Origin of the sequence: Paenibacillus sp. TAB_01 (genome assembly GCF_043945595.1) — a bacterium.
Classification (GTDB): Bacteria; Bacillota; Bacilli; order Paenibacillales; family NBRC-103111; genus Paenibacillus_S.
The window spans coordinates 2,637,423-2,655,149 of record NZ_JBIFNP010000001.1; the positions used below are offsets into that span (position 1 = coordinate 2,637,423).

12 protein-coding genes and 3 pseudogenes are annotated in these 17,727 nt (G+C 49.6%); 12 read left to right on the forward strand and 3 right to left on the reverse strand.

Going from position 1 to position 17,727, the window contains the following annotated elements; all coding sequences use genetic code 11:
- The first annotated feature begins 9 nt into the window (after positions 1-9).
- The 4 genes and pseudogenes from fsa (at position 10) to yicI (ending at position 6,246) form a co-directional block, all read left to right on the forward strand.
- Positions 10-675 (forward strand): fructose-6-phosphate aldolase, encoded by a 666-nt coding sequence (gene fsa, locus ACHHV8_RS12810; protein WP_395158605.1) that lies wholly within the window; start codon positions 10-12, stop codon positions 673-675.
- Between the two features lie 42 nt (positions 676-717).
- Positions 718-2,066: pseudogene (locus ACHHV8_RS12815) on the forward strand (glucose-6-phosphate isomerase).
- Positions 2,067-2,111: 45 nt separating this feature from the next.
- Positions 2,112-3,552, forward strand: a pseudogene (gndA, locus tag ACHHV8_RS12820) (NADP-dependent phosphogluconate dehydrogenase).
- Between the two features lie 366 nt (positions 3,553-3,918).
- Positions 3,919-6,246: an alpha-xylosidase gene (gene yicI / locus ACHHV8_RS12825; RefSeq protein WP_395158606.1), complete on the forward strand. Its 2,328-nt coding sequence runs from the start codon at positions 3,919-3,921 to the stop codon at positions 6,244-6,246.
- 289 nt (positions 6,247-6,535) lie between these two features.
- Here yicI and ACHHV8_RS12830 read toward each other — a convergent pair whose 3' ends face one another.
- Complete coding sequence (locus ACHHV8_RS12830; protein ID WP_395158607.1) at positions 6,536-7,069, reverse strand: dihydrofolate reductase family protein; 534 nt, start codon at positions 7,067-7,069, stop codon at positions 6,536-6,538.
- Positions 7,070-7,231: 162 nt separating this feature from the next.
- On the opposite strand from ACHHV8_RS12830, the gene ACHHV8_RS12835 reads away from it, so the two are divergent.
- The 3 genes from ACHHV8_RS12835 (at position 7,232) to ACHHV8_RS12845 (ending at position 8,811) form a co-directional block, all read left to right on the forward strand.
- On the forward strand, positions 7,232-7,594 hold the full coding sequence (locus ACHHV8_RS12835) for a winged helix-turn-helix transcriptional regulator (protein ID WP_395158608.1): 363 nt from the start codon (positions 7,232-7,234) through the stop codon (positions 7,592-7,594).
- A 301-nt stretch (positions 7,595-7,895) separates the two neighbouring features.
- On the forward strand, positions 7,896-8,315 hold the full coding sequence (locus tag ACHHV8_RS12840; RefSeq protein ID WP_395158609.1) for a cupin domain-containing protein: 420 nt from the start codon (positions 7,896-7,898) through the stop codon (positions 8,313-8,315).
- A gap of 73 nt (positions 8,316-8,388) precedes the next feature.
- Positions 8,389-8,811 (forward strand): winged helix-turn-helix transcriptional regulator, encoded by a 423-nt coding sequence (locus ACHHV8_RS12845; protein WP_395158610.1) that lies wholly within the window; start codon positions 8,389-8,391, stop codon positions 8,809-8,811.
- Between the two features lie 194 nt (positions 8,812-9,005).
- Here the strand turns inward: ACHHV8_RS12845 and ACHHV8_RS12850 are convergent, their stop codons facing one another.
- A complete protein-coding gene (locus ACHHV8_RS12850; RefSeq protein WP_395158611.1) occupies positions 9,006-9,536 on the reverse strand; it encodes a TetR/AcrR family transcriptional regulator in 531 nt (176 codons plus the stop codon).
- Between ACHHV8_RS12850 and ACHHV8_RS12855 the strand changes: the two genes are divergently transcribed.
- Positions 9,511-9,996 (forward strand): hypothetical protein, encoded by a 486-nt coding sequence (locus ACHHV8_RS12855; protein ID WP_395158612.1) that lies wholly within the window; start codon positions 9,511-9,513, stop codon positions 9,994-9,996. The genes ACHHV8_RS12850 and ACHHV8_RS12855 overlap by 26 nt on opposite strands.
- Positions 9,997-10,042: 46 nt before the next feature.
- Here the strand turns inward: ACHHV8_RS12855 and ACHHV8_RS12860 are convergent.
- Positions 10,043-11,578: pseudogene (locus tag ACHHV8_RS12860) on the reverse strand (sulfatase family protein).
- A gap of 135 nt (positions 11,579-11,713) precedes the next feature.
- Between ACHHV8_RS12860 and ACHHV8_RS12865 the strand changes: the two are divergent.
- From ACHHV8_RS12865 to ACHHV8_RS12880, 4 genes are all read left to right on the forward strand, one after another.
- On the forward strand, positions 11,714-12,568 hold the full coding sequence (locus ACHHV8_RS12865) for an AraC family transcriptional regulator (protein ID WP_395158613.1): 855 nt from the start codon (positions 11,714-11,716) through the stop codon (positions 12,566-12,568).
- A 27-nt stretch (positions 12,569-12,595) separates the two neighbouring features.
- Positions 12,596-14,404, forward strand: a complete 1,809-nt coding sequence (locus tag ACHHV8_RS12870) for a histidine kinase (RefSeq protein ID WP_395158614.1) — start codon at positions 12,596-12,598, stop codon at positions 14,402-14,404.
- Positions 14,379-15,980: a response regulator transcription factor gene (locus ACHHV8_RS12875; RefSeq protein ID WP_395158615.1), complete on the forward strand. Its 1,602-nt coding sequence runs from the start codon at positions 14,379-14,381 to the stop codon at positions 15,978-15,980. The genes ACHHV8_RS12870 and ACHHV8_RS12875 overlap by 26 nt, the downstream gene beginning before the upstream one ends.
- Before the next feature lie 134 nt (positions 15,981-16,114).
- Complete coding sequence (locus ACHHV8_RS12880; protein ID WP_395158616.1) at positions 16,115-17,710, forward strand: extracellular solute-binding protein; 1,596 nt, start codon at positions 16,115-16,117, stop codon at positions 17,708-17,710.
- Positions 17,711-17,727: the final 17 nt, after the last annotated feature.

Below are 17,727 nucleotides of genomic sequence, written 5' to 3' on the forward strand. Positions count from 1 at the left end.
GAATAAACCATGAAATTTTTTATCGATACAGCTAACCTTGCGGACATTCAAAAAGCGTACAAAGTCGGCATTCTGTCCGGCGTTACAACGAACCCTTCCCTCGTGGCCAAAGAAGGAGTAAAGTTTGAAGACCGTATTGCCGAAATTTTGCAGGCAGTTCCGGAAGTTGAATCCGTATCGGCAGAGGTTACTCCGGATGTGTTAACGGCGGAAGAGATGATTGCGCAAGCCAATGAGCTGATCAAAATCAACGGCGGAGACAAGAACATTACGATCAAGCTTCCTATGACTTTGGACGGTCTCGAAGCATGCCGTTATTTGACCAAAAAAGGCGTAAAAACGAATGTGACGCTGATCTTCACCGTGAACCAAGCGCTGTTGGCGGCTCGTGCGGGAGCTACTTATGTATCTCCATTCCTTGGCCGTCTCGACGATATTTCGGAAGACGGCGTGCTGCTCGTAGCGAAAATTGCCGAAATGTTCCGCATCCATAACCTGGACGCTCAAATTATCGCAGCTTCCGTTCGTCACCCGGATCACGTGACACGGGTAGCTATGGCAGGAGCGCATATCGCGACCGTTCCTTTCCAAGTTATCGAGCAATTGGCTAAGCATCCATTGACCGATCAAGGGATGGAGAAATTCGCAGCCGATTGGAAGAAAGCAATCCAATAATAGAGACGTACGCGTAATAAGCAGTTAAAGGAGACGATTCAGATGGCGATTTCATTTGATTACAGCAATGCGCTTTCCTTTCTTCAGCAGCATGAAGTGGATTATTTCGCTGATTTTGTCACGACGGCCCATCACATGCTTCATGATAAAAAGGGGCCGGGCTCCGATTACTTGGGGTGGGTGAGCTGCCCCTCCAATATGACCGGGAAGAGTTTGCCAGAATCAAGCAGGCGGCTGAACGTATCCGCAGCCATTCCGATGCCCTGATCGTTATTGGGATCGGCGGCTCGTATCTGGGTGCAAGATCTGCAATCGAAGCGTTGTCCCACACGTTCCATAACCAGATGAGCGGGAACACCCAGGTGTATTTCGCCGGTCAAAATATCAGCTCCACCTACATTGCCCATCTGCTGGAGCTGCTGAAAGACAAGGATATTTCGGTCAATGTCATTTCCAAGTCGGGAACGACGACGGAGCCTGCGATCGCGTTCCGGATTCTCCGGGACTATATGGAGAAGAAATACGGCAAAAGCGGTGCGCAAAGCCGTATCTTCGCAACGACCGACCAGGCGAAGGGCGCATTGAAAAAGCTTGCGGATGAAGAAGGCTACGAAACCTTCGTCATTCCGGACGATGTGGGCGGACGCTACTCCGTGCTTACCGCTGTAGGGCTTCTGCCGATTGCCGCAGCCGGGCTGGATATCGACCGGATGATGGCCGGCGCTGCCGCGGCGGCGCAGAAGTATAACAATCCGGACCTTGCGTCCAATGAGAGCTATCAGTACGCGGCGGTCCGCAACGCGCTGTACCGCAAAGGTAAAACGATCGAGCTGCTGGCGAACTTTGAGCCTTCCCTCCATTTCGTTTCGGAATGGTGGAAGCAGCTGTTCGGCGAAAGCGAAGGGAAGGACCAGAAAGGGCTTTACCCTGCATCCGTTGACTTTTCGACGGAGCTGCATTCCATGGGGCAGTACGTTCAGGAAGGACGCCGCGATCTTCTGGAGACCGTGCTTTCCGTGAAGAAGCCTCGCGTGGAATGGACGATCGAGAAGGATGAAGGCAATCTGGACGGCTTGAATTTCCTTGCGGGCATGACTATGGACGAGGTAAATAAGAGCGCAGCGCAGGGAACGCGTATCGCCCATGTGGATGGCGGCGTTCCGAATCTGATCGTTGAGCTGGATGAGTTGAACGAATACACCTACGGCGAAATGGTTTACTTTTTCGAGAAAGCATGCGGGATCAGCGGACTGCTGCTCGGTGTGAATCCGTTCGATCAGCCGGGCGTTGAGGCATATAAGAACAACATGTTTGCGTTACTCGGGAAACCGGGATATGAAGCGCAAAAAGCGGAGCTTCTGAACCGTCTTTCGGCGCAGGAGCAGAAATAATCGTTTGTAAGGCACGGCACTAGGGCTTAACGGGAGGTTGTTACAATGAAGAAGCAGCAAATTGGCGTCGTCGGACTGGCCGTGATGGGTAAAAACCTTGCGATGAATATCGAAAGCAAAGGCTTCTCCGTCTCCGTATACAATCGTTCGGCGGAGAAAACGAAGGAACTGTTGGCTGAAGCCCAAGGCAAAGATTTCGTTGGTACTTACAGCGTTGAGGAATTTGTTCAGTCGCTGGAGACGCCGCGCAAGATCTTGATTATGGTCAAAGCGGGCCAACCGACCGACGATACGATTAACCAGCTGGTACCTTACCTGAGTCAAGGTGACATTCTCATCGACGGCGGAAATGCTTATTTCCCTGACACCCAAAGGAGAAATAAGGAGCTGCAAGCTCAAGGCTTCCGCTTTATCGGCGCCGGGGTATCCGGCGGCGAAGAGGGCGCACTGCGCCGGTCCGGCCATCATGCCTGGCGGGCAAAAGGATGCCTACGAGCTGGTGGAGCCGATCCTGACGGCCATCTCGGCCAAGGTGAACGGCGATCCTTGCTCGACGTATATCGGAGAGGACGGCGCCGGCCATTACGTCAAAATGGTTCATAATGGTATCGAGTACGGCGATATGCAGCTCATCGGCGAGGCGTATCACCTGCTGAAGGACGTACTGAATGTCAGTACCGAGGAATTGCATAACATTTTCTCGGAATGGAACCGCGGCGAGCTGGACAGCTATTTAATTGAAATTACGGCCGATATTTTCTCGAAAACCGACCCGGATACAGGCAAGCCGATGGTAGATGTCATTCTCGATTCGGCAGGACAGAAGGGCACGGGCAAATGGACAAGCCAGAGCGCATTGGATTTAGGCGTTCCGCTGTCAATCATTACGGAATCCGTGTTCGCCCGGTTTATTTCCGCGATGAAAGAAGAGCGCGTAGCCGCCAGCAAGCGTCTCGGCGGTCCTGACGTTTCCAGCCATGAAGGCGACCCGAATGAATTTATCGAAGCGGTCCGCAAAGCTTTGTTTGCCAGCAAAATCGCCTCTTATGCTCAAGGGTTCGCTCAAATGAGAGCCGCGTCCGACGAGTACAAGTGGAATTTGAATTACGGCGGCATCGCTATGATTTTCCGCGGCGGCTGCATTATCCGCGCACGCTTCCTGCAAAATATTAAAGATGCTTACGACCGCGACCCGGAATTGAAAAACTTGTTCCTGGACGATTACTTCAAAACTATCGTTGAGAACTACCAAACAGCTTGGAGACAAGTCGTCTCTATCGCCGTGACCCGGGGAATTCCGGTTCCCGCCTTTGCCTCGGCATTGGCTTATTATGACAGCTACCGCTCGGAGCGGCTGCCGGCTAATTTGCTGCAAGCGCAGCGGGACTATTTCGGAGCTCATACATTTGAGCGTCTTGATAAACCGGGCAGCTTCCACTACCAATGGATCGGAAATACGGAAGCGCAAGCGGGAGTTCATTCATAAAGCAGTAATGAATCCTAACGATTCATAGCATATAGTTCGAAGCGCACCCCTAATTGTATTGACATTGGAACAGCACGCTGTGCTGGGCCAATGCGTACCGTACAGGAGGTGCGCTTTTTTTGTATGGATTTTTGGAGGTATCGGGATTCAGAGCGACTTCACTTGCGAGGTAGAGTTTAAGGGCCGCATTTGAAATCGTGTTCCTACCTCCTGATACCCCATATCCATTCCCTCCCGCGCTCTAATATAACTCATTGTTCATCCGATCCAAACCAAGCCTGATGGAAGCAAGCTTTTTGGACAATATAAGAAGGAATGGAAATTCGCACTAGCAGAGCTGCAGGTGTACAGAAAGGATGGTTTCCGATGAAATTTAGCGACGGGCAGTGGTTAACCCGCAAAGGGTTTCATATTATAAGTCCGGCCGAAGTCCATGATGTGGCGGCAGACGATACTTCACTCACAGTATTCGCGCCCCCCAAGCCGATCACGAGCCGGTCCGGGGAACTGGATACCCCGCTCATTGAGGTGAAATTTTCATCTCCGATGCCTGATGTGATCAAGGTACAGATGTTTCATCATAAAGGACAAGTGCGCAAAGGACCGTATTTTCAGCTGTTCACATCGTCCGGGCATCCGCTTCAAATTTACGAGGATGATCAAGATGCGGGACTGACCAGCGGCAACCTAAGCGTTCGTGTGCTTAAAAATCAGCCCTGGGACGTCCGCTTTGAATATGAAGGACGGATGCTGACGGCGAGCAGTTTTAAAGGAATGGGATATATCGCCGCGGACGAGGGTCATACTTATATGCGAGAGCAGCTGAATCTCTCTGTCGGAGAATATGTATACGGACTCGGGGAGCGGTTCACGCCGCTGATTAAGAACGGTCAGAGCGTAGATTTATGGAATCAGGACGGCGGAACGAATTCCGAGCAAGCCTATAAAAATATTCCATTTTACTTGACGAACAGAGGGTATGGCGTTTTCGTCAACCATCCGGAGCTGGTGTCCTTCGAGGTCGGCTCGGAGAAAGTATCGAAGGTGCAGTTCAGCGTAAAAGGCGAATACCTTGAATACTATATCATCGGCGGCGCCTCCAGAAAGCAGGTGCTCAACAATTATACCGCCTTGACCGGAAAACCGGCGCTGCCTCCGGAATGGACGTTCGGCCTCTGGTTAACGACTTCGTTCACGACGAATTACGACGAAGAGACCGTGACGGGATTTATCAACGGCATGGCGGAGCGGGATTTGCCGCTGCATGTGTTCCATTTTGACTGCTTCTGGATGAAGGAGTTTGAATGGACGAATTTCGAGTGGGACAAGCGCGTGTTCCCCGAGCCGGAGCAAATGCTTCAACGTCTGAAAGGCCGCGGTCTCAAAATTTGTGTCTGGATCAATCCGTATATTGCCCAACGATCCAAGCTGTTCGACGAAGGGATGGAGCAAGGCTATCTGCTGAAAAAAGCCGACGGCAGCGTGTGGCAGTGGGATTTATGGCAGCCGGGCATGGGGATCGTCGATTTCACCAATCCGGCGGCCTGCGAATGGTTCGCCGGGTACTTGCGGCGGCTCGTTGAGATGGGCGTCGACAGCTTTAAAACCGACTTCGGGGAGCGTATCCCGACAGATGTCGTTTACTACGACGGCTCCGACCCGGAAAAAATGCACAATTATTACTCGCAGCTGTATAATAAGACGGTTTTTGACGTATTGGAAGAAAGGCTTGGCAAAGGCGAAGCCGCTTTGTTCGCCCGTTCCGCAACGGCTGGAGGACAACAGTTCCCTGTCCATTGGGGCGGCGATTGCACCGCTACGTATGAATCGATGGCCGAGAGTCTGCGCGGCGGATTATCGCTCGGGATGTCGGGCTTCGGCTTCTGGAGCCACGATATCGGCGGCTTCGAGAGCAATTCGACAGCCGACTTGTATAAGCGCTGGCTTGGCTTCGGATTGCTGTCGAGCCACAGCCGTCTGCACGGCAGTCAATCGTATCGGGTGCCTTGGCTGTACGATGAAGAGGCTGTCGATGTGCTGCGATTTTTCACGAAGCTGAAATGCAGTCTGATGCCATATTTGTACGCGGCTGCGGCGGAGGCGTCTAAGCATGGCGTGCCTGTCATGAGAGCGATGATGCTGGAATTCGCCGAGGATCCGAACTGTGATTTCCTGGACCGCCAATATATGCTTGGCGATTCGCTGCTCGTCGCACCGATCTTCAATGAGGAAGGAAAATCCTCCTACTATTTGCCGGTAGGCACCTGGACCCATTTCTTGACCGGGGAGAAGGCGGAGGGCGGCGTCTGGAGACAGGAGAAGCATTCGTATCTCAGCATTCCGCTGCTGGCGCGTCCGAATTCCATTGTCGCCGTAGGGCGGGTCAACAACCGCCCGGATTACGACTATGCAGATGGCGTGGAATTCCATCTGTTCGAGCCGGAGAGCGGCCGGACTGCCTCCGCTTCCATCGTCAATCGTCAAGGCGCCGGGGCAGCCGCTATTACGGCAGCCCGCGAAGGGAACCGTATAAGCGTGACTTATAACTCCAACGAAGCAGATAAGCCTTGGAGTCTGGTTCTGAGAGGAATGGAGAAGGTGAGCGCGGTTACGGGAGGGAAGGGAGAGCCAGCCGCCAACGGAATGCGAATCGTACCGGATGCCGGCGCCGCGGGTTTAGAGATTCGTTTGTGACTGCGGATGACGGGCTTCTCCGCCCATGCCTCGCTAGGGGACGGCATGGGCGGAGGGGCCTGCGTTTTTTTTGCCGCATGATGGAATGTGTAAGGAGAAAATAAAGTTCTAGAATGATGATGCTTGGTTAAGTAGCTAACGGGTAGGAGATTTAAGGTCAATCTCGGTTAACCGTATCATAAGTGACGGCAAGTTGAGAATCTGAAGACCCCTCAAATAAAGGGGTCTTGTTTCCGTATCAATTGGCTTATCCTCGCTGTAACCAGTTAATGAAGGAATTTCGCATCAATCATTCAATTGAATACCGCAGCTGAACGACGTCGCTGCCGAGAGGTTTGCATTCTAGCAATCGTACAGCCTCGTATCGGTAATTGTCTTTGTCGATTAGCAGATTTAACCCTTTACCTTCTAGTACAGGCGCCACATTGAAAATCACTTCGTTTACAAGTCCTTGTTCTAGAAACGAATTGTGAATATCCGCACCGCCACTAATGAGAGCGGTTTGGTGTCCATTCTGCTGGAGGTAGCTTAAGGCTTCTTGTGGCGACTTTACCACCGTTACGCCGGGGATGTTTTCAATGTTTTTAGACAAAACAACGATGTCAATTCCCGTGAAAGGGCCTTCTGCGTTTACCTGTTCCTCTTGGGAGATTCTGCTTGGGTCTGTCATTTCCTGAAAAGTCTTACGTCCGACAATGAAATTTCCTGCTGCCTTTGCTTGCGTTGCGAAGTCGTCCAACGCTTCCTTTCTCGGCGGGTTCTCGGGACTGGATTGTGCATAATTGCCGTTCGCAGTTAAGGTTGCCCATAAAGTGGTTTTCATTAAACTTTCCTCCCTCAATTTTGATTCAGTTTGATCGTATGAAAGTAATCATCCTTCAGGATCTCGCCTCTCCATTCGCATCATAATCGATCTATGGTACAATTGAAAAGTAGTTACATTTAAGTGCAATAGTTTCAAAAAATGAACTATGGAGTGATCGCGATGATGGATCGTACCTGCCCTGGTACCGTTGAACCAATCCTGGAGATTTTGGACGGAAAGTGGACGCTTCTTCTTTTGTTTGAATTATTTAACGGAACCAGGCGTTTCGGGGAATTACGCCGGAGATTGCAGCCCATTAGTCCGAAAACTTTGACAGATCGCTTGCGACTGTTAGAGGAAAAAGGAATCATCACACGTACGCTTTACCCAGGCATACCACTACATGTCGAATATGAACTTACGGAGAGCGGGCTAGGTTTGCAGCCGATTTTCGCCGCAATGTGGACGTGGACACAGGAGCATGGCGCATATTTACGGAAAGAGACGGATGAAATGGGCCAAGACAGTAATAAAGTGATGTGATTATGATAAGAAGTATCAGACAGGGCCGTCTCATAACAGGATGGCCCTAAAAACTTGCCATTACAGACAGCGCGGTGAACCTTATCACAAGTAGGGCGAAATTTCATTGGGACAAGCTCTGTACTTGTACTTGCAATTTGAAAGTACAAACTTTATACTCGATTTATCACATAACGAAGCCGGTGGCGAAATGCCGGTTGACATTCTCGAAACAGGCAAAACCCTGCCGGCCTTATCGTTTAACATTTAGTTTAATTCTTCGTGTGCGGGTATTAATCTTAAACCGAAAGGAAGTTTACAAATGAATGGTAATCATTTCAGCGTTTTGGAATCAGGTCCTATTAGTAATCTTTTAAGTATGTCGAAGGATCCCATCCCAGGTAAGCTCTTTCTGAAGGACAAGCTTGGACTAACCGGCATGGAAGTTTCACTGAATCAACTGCCGGAGGGAGGCTCTGTCCCGTTCTATCACACCCATCGCGAGAATGAGGAGCTATACCTATTCATTGGCGGCCAAGGTCAGCTTCAGGTAGATGGACAGATTGTTGATGTAAAAGAAGGAACGGCTATTCGTGTTTCACCTGAAGGCGAACGCACGCTTCGCAACAACGGTACTGGCGATTTGTATTTCATCGTAATTCAAGTTCAAGCGGGCAGTCTCCGTCAATGGGTACAGACGGATGGCGTCATACTCGATAAACCAGTGACCTGGCAGGTATAGTATTAAGTAAAGGGCAACCTGATTAGAACGATCACAATAAAACTTGCAAAATGCAAGCACAGATCGTATAATCATGCTCATGAAAAAGCGAACATCTACCGTTTGTCCAATTGTATATGCGCTCGATATATGGGGCGATCCATGGAGTCTCGTCATCCTTCGTGACGTCCTTATCCATAACAAGCGGTATTACCGCGAATTCCTGGCTTCACGCGAGCGCATCGCAACCAATATTTTGAGCGCACGGCTCCAATCACTAGTTGAAGCAGGCTTGCTCGTCAAAATTGAAGGCGAGTCAAACCGGGCACAAACGATGTATCGGCCGACACAAAAAGCACTTGACCTGATTCCGGTCATATTTGCCATCATGCATTGGGGCCTTGAGTACAATCCCAATACCGATATGAGTATTCCGATCATGCAAGAACTAAAAACGAACGAAAAAGAGCTGGAGCAACGCCTTCTGCGGAATTTCGACGATGTACGTTCACAGTAAGATCAATCCCATATATATAACAAAGGAGCTGCCACGGCAACTCCTTTTGCGATTTTCGCCGTTATGAGCGTTAAGGTGAACCATATCACAAATAGAGGCAATTTCACTGAAAAACCTTGCAGAACTCTGTATTTACAGAATGCGGACCTTTAAGAGTAGGTTAGGTCAGTCTGGGATTTGGTTTGATGACAGACTTACTCTTTAAAATAGGGAGTAATCCCTCTTGAATATAGGTTCTCCACTAACTTGAAAAATTCTTCTGACGATAAGTCCTTTTGACGCTGAATCCAAAGGCGAAATAAAGAAAGGGAGGTTGTCAGGTAAAACTCAATGAAGTATGGCGTTAAGGAATGGTTTTGCGGAACGTTTAATTCTAATTGATCCAAAGTAATTTCTTTTTTTAAGCGTTTTAAAAAACGGGTACTTCCATAATCACCCAAAAGGGCATTAAGAATCAGGGGATGTTCTCTGTTATCCAGACAATAGAGCGTATCTTGAACCGTATGCTTCGATAGCTCTTTATTCGCCAATTCTTTTTTCAGGTCATTCAATAAGTCAGTTTCAACAGATTCTAACAATTCGTAAATATCAGTAAAGTATCTTTTACCGGCTTTTCCCGGCTTCGGCGGACAGATTAAAGATGGAGTATTGCATGCTCGATTTCTACCAAAGATGATAGCGGCAACTGTGTTTGGAGAAATGAATGGTGCAGTGACAGAACGCATAGAAAACCTCGCAAAATTATTTAAAACAGCAAAGCTTCCCTACGTTATTAAAAAGGATATGCAAGCGTATCTAATCACACATTCCGTATCAGACATGGCCCTGTTGAGCTTTTTGCATTCTGAGAATAAGATAATTGACATAAAAACAGTCAGAACCAGAAAGACGGCACGTAAAATAACAGTCACTTTAAAAGCGTATCTAAGGGCAATACAAAAAGCTGGCGTTTCCATTGATCCGCCCATGCTTAAAATGGTGCTTAAATTTCCAAACTTCTTTTTGGATCTTTTCTTTATGGCATGGCTGCGAACTACAATGGTTAGTGATATGATGCTGCCGGATTATGTGAATATCGCTAACAATGAGATTGTGCAGCTGAGGAATGATTTAATAAAATTTTTAAGTCAGGAGTCTAAGACTTTATTTTCACAGAACAGAATGCTCGCAAGAAAAAAAGTCTGAACCGGCTGCTTAAGCGGGTTCAGACTCTTTTTTTTAAAAATCCAAATTATGCATGATGAATGCGGGGCATAGGCAGCGGCTCTTTGCCAAGCTCGGCCCAGATGTATTTCAGCAGCAGCTCGGACTTCAAAGCCGCATATTCCGGCACGTTCCATAGGTTGCGAAGCTCACCTGGGTCCTCTTGAAGATCGAATAGTTCCCCATAGGTCTGATTGTAGTAAACCGTAATTTTATACCTTTCATCTACATACGTTTTCTGATGAATGGTGGTAGGCTCATGCCGAAACTCGCAGATGGCGTGATCTCTGGCTTGATCCTTAAGCCCGGTTCCATACCTCGCGCTGATCTACTCCCGTCATAGCGTGTGGAACAGGCAAGCCGCAGAAGGACAAAAACGTAAGGGCAAGGTTCACTAACGATTGAATCGCATCGGACCGCCGTCCTGCAGGCACATGCCCGGGGTAGCGGACGAGGAAAGGAAGCTTGATTAAATCTTCATAGTGGAAGCCGCCTTTGGCCTGGAGGCCGTGCTGCCCGAAGAAGTGCCCGTGATCCGTCGTGAACACGACGAGGGTGTTCTCCGCTAATCCAAGCTCATCCAGCTTATCGAGAATTTTTCCGATATATTTATCCATCATGGTGATCATGCCGTAATAAACCGCTACCAGCTTCTTCTTGTCGTATTCCGTTAGCCGGAACTTGGTCCCGTACTCGTAATAATGATGGGCCGATACCCGTGGATCTCCAGCCCGGTCTCATACAAGTCGCTGAAGTCGGGATGCTCTTCCTGCGTTTTTCGGAAATGAGGCGGATTCTGGTCGTGTTCTCCCGGCACCGCTTCCGGAACGGTCAAGGAATCCGGATCGTATAGGGTGTCCCACGGCTCAGGCACCAAATATTCCGGATGAGGATCAAAGAAGCTCGACCACATGAAAAACGGCTCATCCGCTTCCTTATACTCGCTCAAAAGCGCATTGGTTCGCTCGGCAATCCACGTATTGTAATGATATTTTTCCGGAATCGGCCATTTGTAGGTTTGCGCAGGGTCCATAGTGCCGGTTGGCGCACGGAAGTAATCTCTCCAGTTGGTGCAGCCCTGCTCCTCCATCCATAACGCGTAATGCTGTCCCACATGCGCTTCATTCGTATGATTCCGAGCGAGCTCGACGTGATCGAAGCCGTAAAACGACTCGTCGAACGATTTCCAATAGTCCAAATCCTGCAGAACGGGGTAGGCCTCAAGCGAAGGATATTCCTCCGTTGATTTTAAAGGCTGAAAATGCGCTTTGCCGATTAATGCGGTAGAATAGCCCGCCGCTTTAAAATCTTCTCCGACCGTGTGCCGGTCTTCAAGCAGCTTGGTGCCGAGTGTCCATGCCCCGTGCTGGCTTGGATACATCCCCGTAATCACGGAGGCTCGGCTTGGCGTACAAGTCGGGTTAGGGCAGTAGGCTCGGGTAAAGGTCGTTCCTTCCCGTACCAGCCGGTCCAGGTTCGGCGTATCGATTTCTTTATTAAATGCACCTATCGTGTTCCAATGCTGCTGATCGCTTGTAATTAACAATATGTTAGGTTTAGTCATCGTGTCCTATCGCCTCCTAATATGATAATATTAGATATATAAACAGAATCATATGGCATATTGTTATTTTGAATTTATCATTTTGTCACTTTTTAATTCGGCTGTATACAGAGATGAGGGGGACGGAAGGAAGCTATGCTGCAGGAATATGAATATGAGCATGCTGAATTTATTTACTATACGCCGCGGAGTCTGGACAAGGAAGGCCAGATCTGGCCGATCCGCGCAGGGCGGAGTATAGCGAAGCCTAATTATAACGTACAGCCGAAACGAATCGAATGCTTCAGCCTTCATTTAGTTCAAGAAGGCGCAGTCTGCTTCGAGTTTCAGGATCGACGGGTGACCCTTGGCAGAAATCATTTGTTTTGCTTGTTTCCGGGTTTTACTTACCATTACTCCATTTCCGCTTCCTATGCACCGCTCCAATTAATCTGGATCGCTATGGATGGTCCCCGGGCCAAGGCCTTGCTGGAGCTGGCCGGTTTAACGCCGGAAACCCCGTATATGTATCAACCCGATTGTTCGGCATTGGAGGCAGCCATCACCCGGATGCACGAGCTGATGCGCGGGACGGCGAGCTGGACCTCCGCGGTGTCGCTGGAGCTTGCGAGCCTGCTGTTCGCTTTGTTTGCCGGCATTCAACCGGTTAGCCAGCCCAAGCCCGAGCAGGTATCTGCCGGCTGGGTCCAGGAATGCCTTGCCTTTATGGAGCTGCATGCGGCGGAAGGCGTGTCCGTACAGCAGGTGGCCTCCTTCGCCGGACTCCACCGTTCTTATTTTTCCGGTGCTTTTACCCGGGAGGTGGGCATACCGCCGCTCAGCTATTTGCAGAAAATCCGGATGGAGAAGGCGCAGCGCCTGCTGAAGGAAACCGACGCAACCATCACGGAGATTGCTTTATCCCTCGGGTATCCGAATTTATTTTCATTCACCAGAGCGTTCAAAAATTACTATAAAATGGCTCCGCTCATGTTTCGAACCCAAAAATAAAAGCGCTTGCAGGGAGGCGGCGGGCTCGTGCGCTGGAATCGTAAATTCGTTTTATTCGCGTCGTTCAAGAAGAGTATCCAGGCAAAAATTTTTGCGGCGTTCAGTTTATTGGTGCTTGGAGCGTTAATTCTGGTGGGTCTCGTCATCTATATCAATCTTACGAACAGCATCAAGAAGAATGCCACTATTTACGTAACCGACAGCATCCGCAGAGCGGACGAGAATGTCAACGGTGTGCTGAAGGATGCGAGTCATCTGCTGGCTCTCGTTGTAACCAATCAAGAGAATGTGATCGATATTTTGCGCAGCGACAATTATGAGATTTCGCTGGAGTGGTTTAAAGAAAAGAAGCAGATTAACAGCTTTCTTTCCTATTTGACTGCTTACAAATCTCAAATTAACCGTATTTCCGTGGTTGGAACGAACGGGAAAATTTTTGCGGTAGGCGTTCCGTATATGGACCGTACCAATCTGAATGAGGCGTTGATCCGGCAAATTATTGAAGCCCCGGAGCAAAAAACGTTTATTAAGCGGAACAATATCGGCAGGGAGGAAACGATCACCATCGCAAGAGCGATCAGGTATAACCGGGAGCCGATCGGAGTCGTGATGATAGACTTGAATTACCAAATTATTCAAAGTAATTATGACATACGGCCCTCCAATGACAGTTATTTTTATGTGCTGGACAGCACGGGGGAATTCGTCTATTCGTCCGCTGACAAAAGCATGGAGGCTGCCGGGGAGGCGCAGAAGCTTACGGCCCATTTACAAAAGTACATAAACACCAGCCAAGTCCAGGAGGAAACGATCGGAGGGGAGAAGCAGCTGGTTGTCAGCTCGGCCTCGGACTTTACAGGCTGGACTACCGTCGGCATTATTCCCGAGCATACGCTGCTGAAAGATTCGACGGCTTTGCGGAGTCAAATCCTGCATCTGGTGCTGCTTGTATATATGGCCGTTATTTTAGTTTCCATAGCGGTCTCCTCCCACATTACGAAAAATCTTCGCCGTTTAAGAAACACGATGGAGCGGGTGCAGGAGGACAGCTTTATCGCGGCAACGCATATCACTTCGGAGGATGAAGTCGGGCAGCTGTCGCAGGTTTTTCAAAGCATGCTCCGCCGTTTAAGAGAATCGATGAATGAAATCAAGCATCGGGAACGATTGAAAAGAGAAGCGGAATTAACGGCGCTTCAGGCGCAAATTCGCCCTCATTTCTTATATAATTCGCTGAATACGATTAAATATATGGCGGGCTTGAACCATGCGAGCAACATTGAGGAGGTTTCCTCCTCGCTGATTGAGCTGCTGCGCGGCGTGCTTGGGAACACCAAGGAATTTATTTCTTTAAAAGAGGAGCTGCACTACGTCCAGAGCTATGTCAATATTCAAAAGTATAAATATGCGGACCGTTTCAGTATTCATTACCAAGTAACTCCCGAGCTGCTCGACATCCAGGTGCTTAAGCTGATCCTGCAGCCGCTTGTGGAGAATGCTGTGACGCACGGCGTAGGCAGTATTCACGAGAAGGGAATGATTACCCTGAAGGCCTACATGGAGAACGGCCTGCTTAAGCTTGAAGTCACCGATAACGGCGGCGGCATGTCGGCGGAACAGATTGAACGTGTGTTGAAGACCGATTCTGTACACGAGAAGCCGTTCCGGTCCGGCGGCATGGGCATCTGTAATGTAAACGAGAGAATTCGAATGGTTTACGGGCCTGAATACGGCATTCAAATATTTAGCCGGCCCGGCGCATTTACTACGGTTGAAATCACCATTCCCGTTCAAAGAGGGGGAGAACGCGATGCTCAAAGTGCTATTGGTGGATGATGAATGGATTGCCCGGCAGTATCTGCATCACCTGATCCACTGGGAGCAGCATGGATTCAGGGTTTGCGGCGAAGCGGGCAGCGGTTTGGAGGCGGTTCAGCTCATCGAACGCGAGGCGCCTCATATTGTTATTGCCGACATCAGTATGGCGGGAATGGACGGGGTTGAGCTCTCGCGATATATGAGTAAGAATCCGTCGGACCGAATGAAGCTGATTATGCTGAGCAGCTATGATAATTATGAGTATGTCCGTGAAACCATGAAGAACGGCGCCGTCGATTACTTGCTTAAGCATCGGCTGGATTCTGCGGGGCTGCTGGAGTTACTGGAGAAGGTGAAGCGGGAAATACTCGAGAAGGAGGAGCGGCCGTCGAATTTGAATTATATCGAAAAGCATTGGCCTGCGCTGAATCAGGAAGTGGCCCGGACCTATTTCAAGGAGCTGCTTCTGGGAATGGAAGGGAACTTTCCGAGGATTGAAGAATATTTTCGCCACCTGTCGCCTATCGGCATTCGAAATCTGGTCGTGACCGCCATCCATACTGTCGAGAAGCATGATCGAACCGAAGAACAGACGGCATTGGACAGCAACAAAAGAATGCGTTCTATCCTGGATATGATTCAGCAGGGCTTATCCCAAACGGATAACGGGATTGCCGCTGAACTGGATTATGGGAAATTCGCCGTACTGGCCGCTTTTCCGGAAGGGCGGAGCGAGAACGACATTCATCAGCGGCTGCATACTTGCCTTCAAAGAATATCCAGCTCTCTGGAGATGTATCTGAATCTCCGCGTTTCTTTCGCATCAGGATCAATCTGCCATAAGTTTTCTCAAATTCCTTTGAGCTACTCGTCTGCATTGCGGGAACTGGCTAATGAGGTCCCTGCTATGGATGGGCATACCGAGAATAAAGACGTGTTCACTTTAACCGTTCGTCAGGAGAAGGATTTGGTAACGGCCATCGAGCAGTCCGACCGAATCGGGCTGGATGCGCTGCTGGATGATATCCTCGAATCGTTCAGGAGCCGGCGGGCCCCTTCCTCATCGGCTGCTTATTTAGTCAACGAGCTGATCCAGCTTGCCGATAAGGTATGGCGCAAGTCCGGCAACAAGGATGAGGACTATTACGCCGGCGATTTCCCCGGCAGGCAGGAGCTGAAGGCGCCTGATCAGCTGGAGCGTACCGCCCGCTGGATCAAGCAGCTCTTCCGCCAATTGACGGAACGGTTGAACGCTGACGCGAACAACAGCCGTTATACCTCATACGTTCAATACACGATACAATATGTAGACAGTCATTATTCCGAAAATATTTCACTGGATATGGCGGCGGAGCACGCGGGAATTACAGCCTCTTATTTGGGCCGGTTGTTTAAGCAGGAGGCGGGGATGTACTTCACCGAATATTTGAACCGGGTTCGAATTGATCATGCCAAGCGGCTGATCGGCAGCGGCAAGTATAAAGTAAATCAGATTAACGAGCGTGTAGGCTTCGCGAGCTATAATTATTTCTTTAAAGTATTTAAGGATCTGGTCGGGATGACGCCGCATCAATATGCCAAGAGCAAGGAATGAACGAAGAGCAAGGAGCGGGAAGCAGCAGTTATAATTATTGCAGTTTTTTTACGGATTATTGCAGTCTTTTGTAATCGCTTACTTTGATAAGATTAAAGCGTTAACAATACCGTATCGTTAAGGGGGACGCGTCATTGCAGAGGTTAAAAAAAACAGTATCTTTGATGTCGATTACCGCATTGCTGTCAACGGTTACCGTTGCATGCACTTCCGGCGAAGAGGGGAAGAAAGGGAACACGCCTGCCGAAAAAACGGATTCGAACGTCGCGGCAGCAGGCTTTCCGATTGTAGAACAGCCGGTTAAGCTCAAGTTTTTCGCCAGAAAATCGCCGCCCAACGGACCTTACGAGAATATGCTCGTCTTTCAGGAATACGAGAAGAAGACCCAAATGGACATCGAGTGGGAGGATGTGCCCCAAGACGGATTCCCGGAAAAGAAAAACCTGCTGTTTGCCTCGAACGAGCTTCCGGATGCTCTGTATAAAGCCTCGCTGACTCCGCTTGAGGCGGTTAAATACGGCAGCAGCGGCATGCTGGTTCCGCTCGAAGGCTTAATCGACAAGTATGCGCCGAATCTTCAGCAGCTGTTCAAGCAGTACCCGGAAATCAAACCGGCGATTTCCGCTCCGGACGGACACATTTACGCGCTGCCGGGCATCGTGACGCTGACTTCCGGAAGAACGAATAAGTCGTGGCTCAATAAAGCATGGCTGCAGAAGCTGAATTTGCAGGAGCCGAAGACGACGGACGAACTGGTACAGGTATTAAAGGCATTCCGCGATAACGACCCCAACGGGAACGGGAAGCAGGACGATCTGCCGATGAGCGAACGGAGCTGGGATGCGCTTATCAGCTCCATGTCGGGCTCATGGGGACTGGAAAGCCAAATGGGCTACCAGCTGGAAGTGAAGGACGATAAAGTGCATATCTGGCTGTCGGACCCAAGGTTCAAAGAGTATCTGCAATTTCTGCACATGCTTTATCAGGAGAAGCTGCTGGACCAGGAAGTATTTACTCAAACCGAAACCCAGTTTGTCGGGAAGATGGCCTCGGGCAATATCGGCTTCTTCCATAATCAGGCGAACGATCCGTTCACGAAGAAGAAGGATGATTTCACGGGAATTCCGCCGTTTAAAGGGCCGCATGGGGATCAGAAAGTAAACGCAAGCCCTATTGCCAGAGATTTCGGAACGTTTGCGATCACGTCGGTCAATAAGCATCCCGAGGCCACCATGCGTTGGGTCGATTATTTCTATGGCGATGAGGGATCCATTTTCTTCCGTTACGGAATCCAGGGCAAAACCTTCAATCTCAAGCCTGACGGCCTGCCTGAATATACGGACGAGATCTGGAACGATAAGCGCGGAACGGGGACGACAATCGGGCAGTTCACGGCCTGGCCGGGAGGCGGCGCTCCTCATTTGATCAGCGAGAAAAATGCAACCGCCATCAATCCGGCGGAGGTGCAGGAAGCCCAGACGAAGCTAGACCCGTATATGCCTAAGCAAGTGTACGGCGCTCCGTTATTTGACGAAAATACGGCCAAGGAAGTCGATACGCTCCGTCAGGATATTGACACCTACGTAGCCGAAACGACCAGCAAGATGATCACAGGCGCCGTCGGGTTCGATAAATGGGATGAATATGTAAAAACGCTCGGGCAGATGGATTTGACCCGCCTGGAAGCTATTTACCAAAAATCCTATGACACCAACTATAAAAAGAAGTGAGTAACGATGCGGCATAG

What these genes read in the sequence shown, in the direction of transcription:
- ACHHV8_RS12850 (WP_395158611.1), bottom strand. Translation starts at nt 9,536, where the DNA reads ATGCGTTCTGTCACTGCACCATTCATTTCTCCAAACACAGTTGCCGCT.
- ACHHV8_RS12845 (WP_395158610.1), top strand. Translation starts at nt 8,389, where the DNA reads ATGCTCATGAAAAAGCGAACATCTACCGTTTGTCCAATTGTATATGCG.
- yicI (WP_395158606.1), top strand. Translation starts at nt 3,919, where the DNA reads ATGAAATTTAGCGACGGGCAGTGGTTAACCCGCAAAGGGTTTCATATT.
- ACHHV8_RS12830 (WP_395158607.1), bottom strand. Translation starts at nt 7,069, where the DNA reads ATGAAAACCACTTTATGGGCAACCTTAACTGCGAACGGCAATTATGCA.
- ACHHV8_RS12835 (WP_395158608.1), top strand. Translation starts at nt 7,232, where the DNA reads ATGATGGATCGTACCTGCCCTGGTACCGTTGAACCAATCCTGGAGATT.
- ACHHV8_RS12840 (WP_395158609.1), top strand. Translation starts at nt 7,896, where the DNA reads ATGAATGGTAATCATTTCAGCGTTTTGGAATCAGGTCCTATTAGTAAT.
- fsa (WP_395158605.1), top strand. Translation starts at nt 10, where the DNA reads ATGAAATTTTTTATCGATACAGCTAACCTTGCGGACATTCAAAAAGCG.
- ACHHV8_RS12865 (WP_395158613.1), top strand. Translation starts at nt 11,714, where the DNA reads ATGCTGCAGGAATATGAATATGAGCATGCTGAATTTATTTACTATACG.
- ACHHV8_RS12855 (WP_395158612.1), top strand. Translation starts at nt 9,511, where the DNA reads ATGAATGGTGCAGTGACAGAACGCATAGAAAACCTCGCAAAATTATTT.
- ACHHV8_RS12875 (WP_395158615.1), top strand. Translation starts at nt 14,379, where the DNA reads ATGCTCAAAGTGCTATTGGTGGATGATGAATGGATTGCCCGGCAGTAT.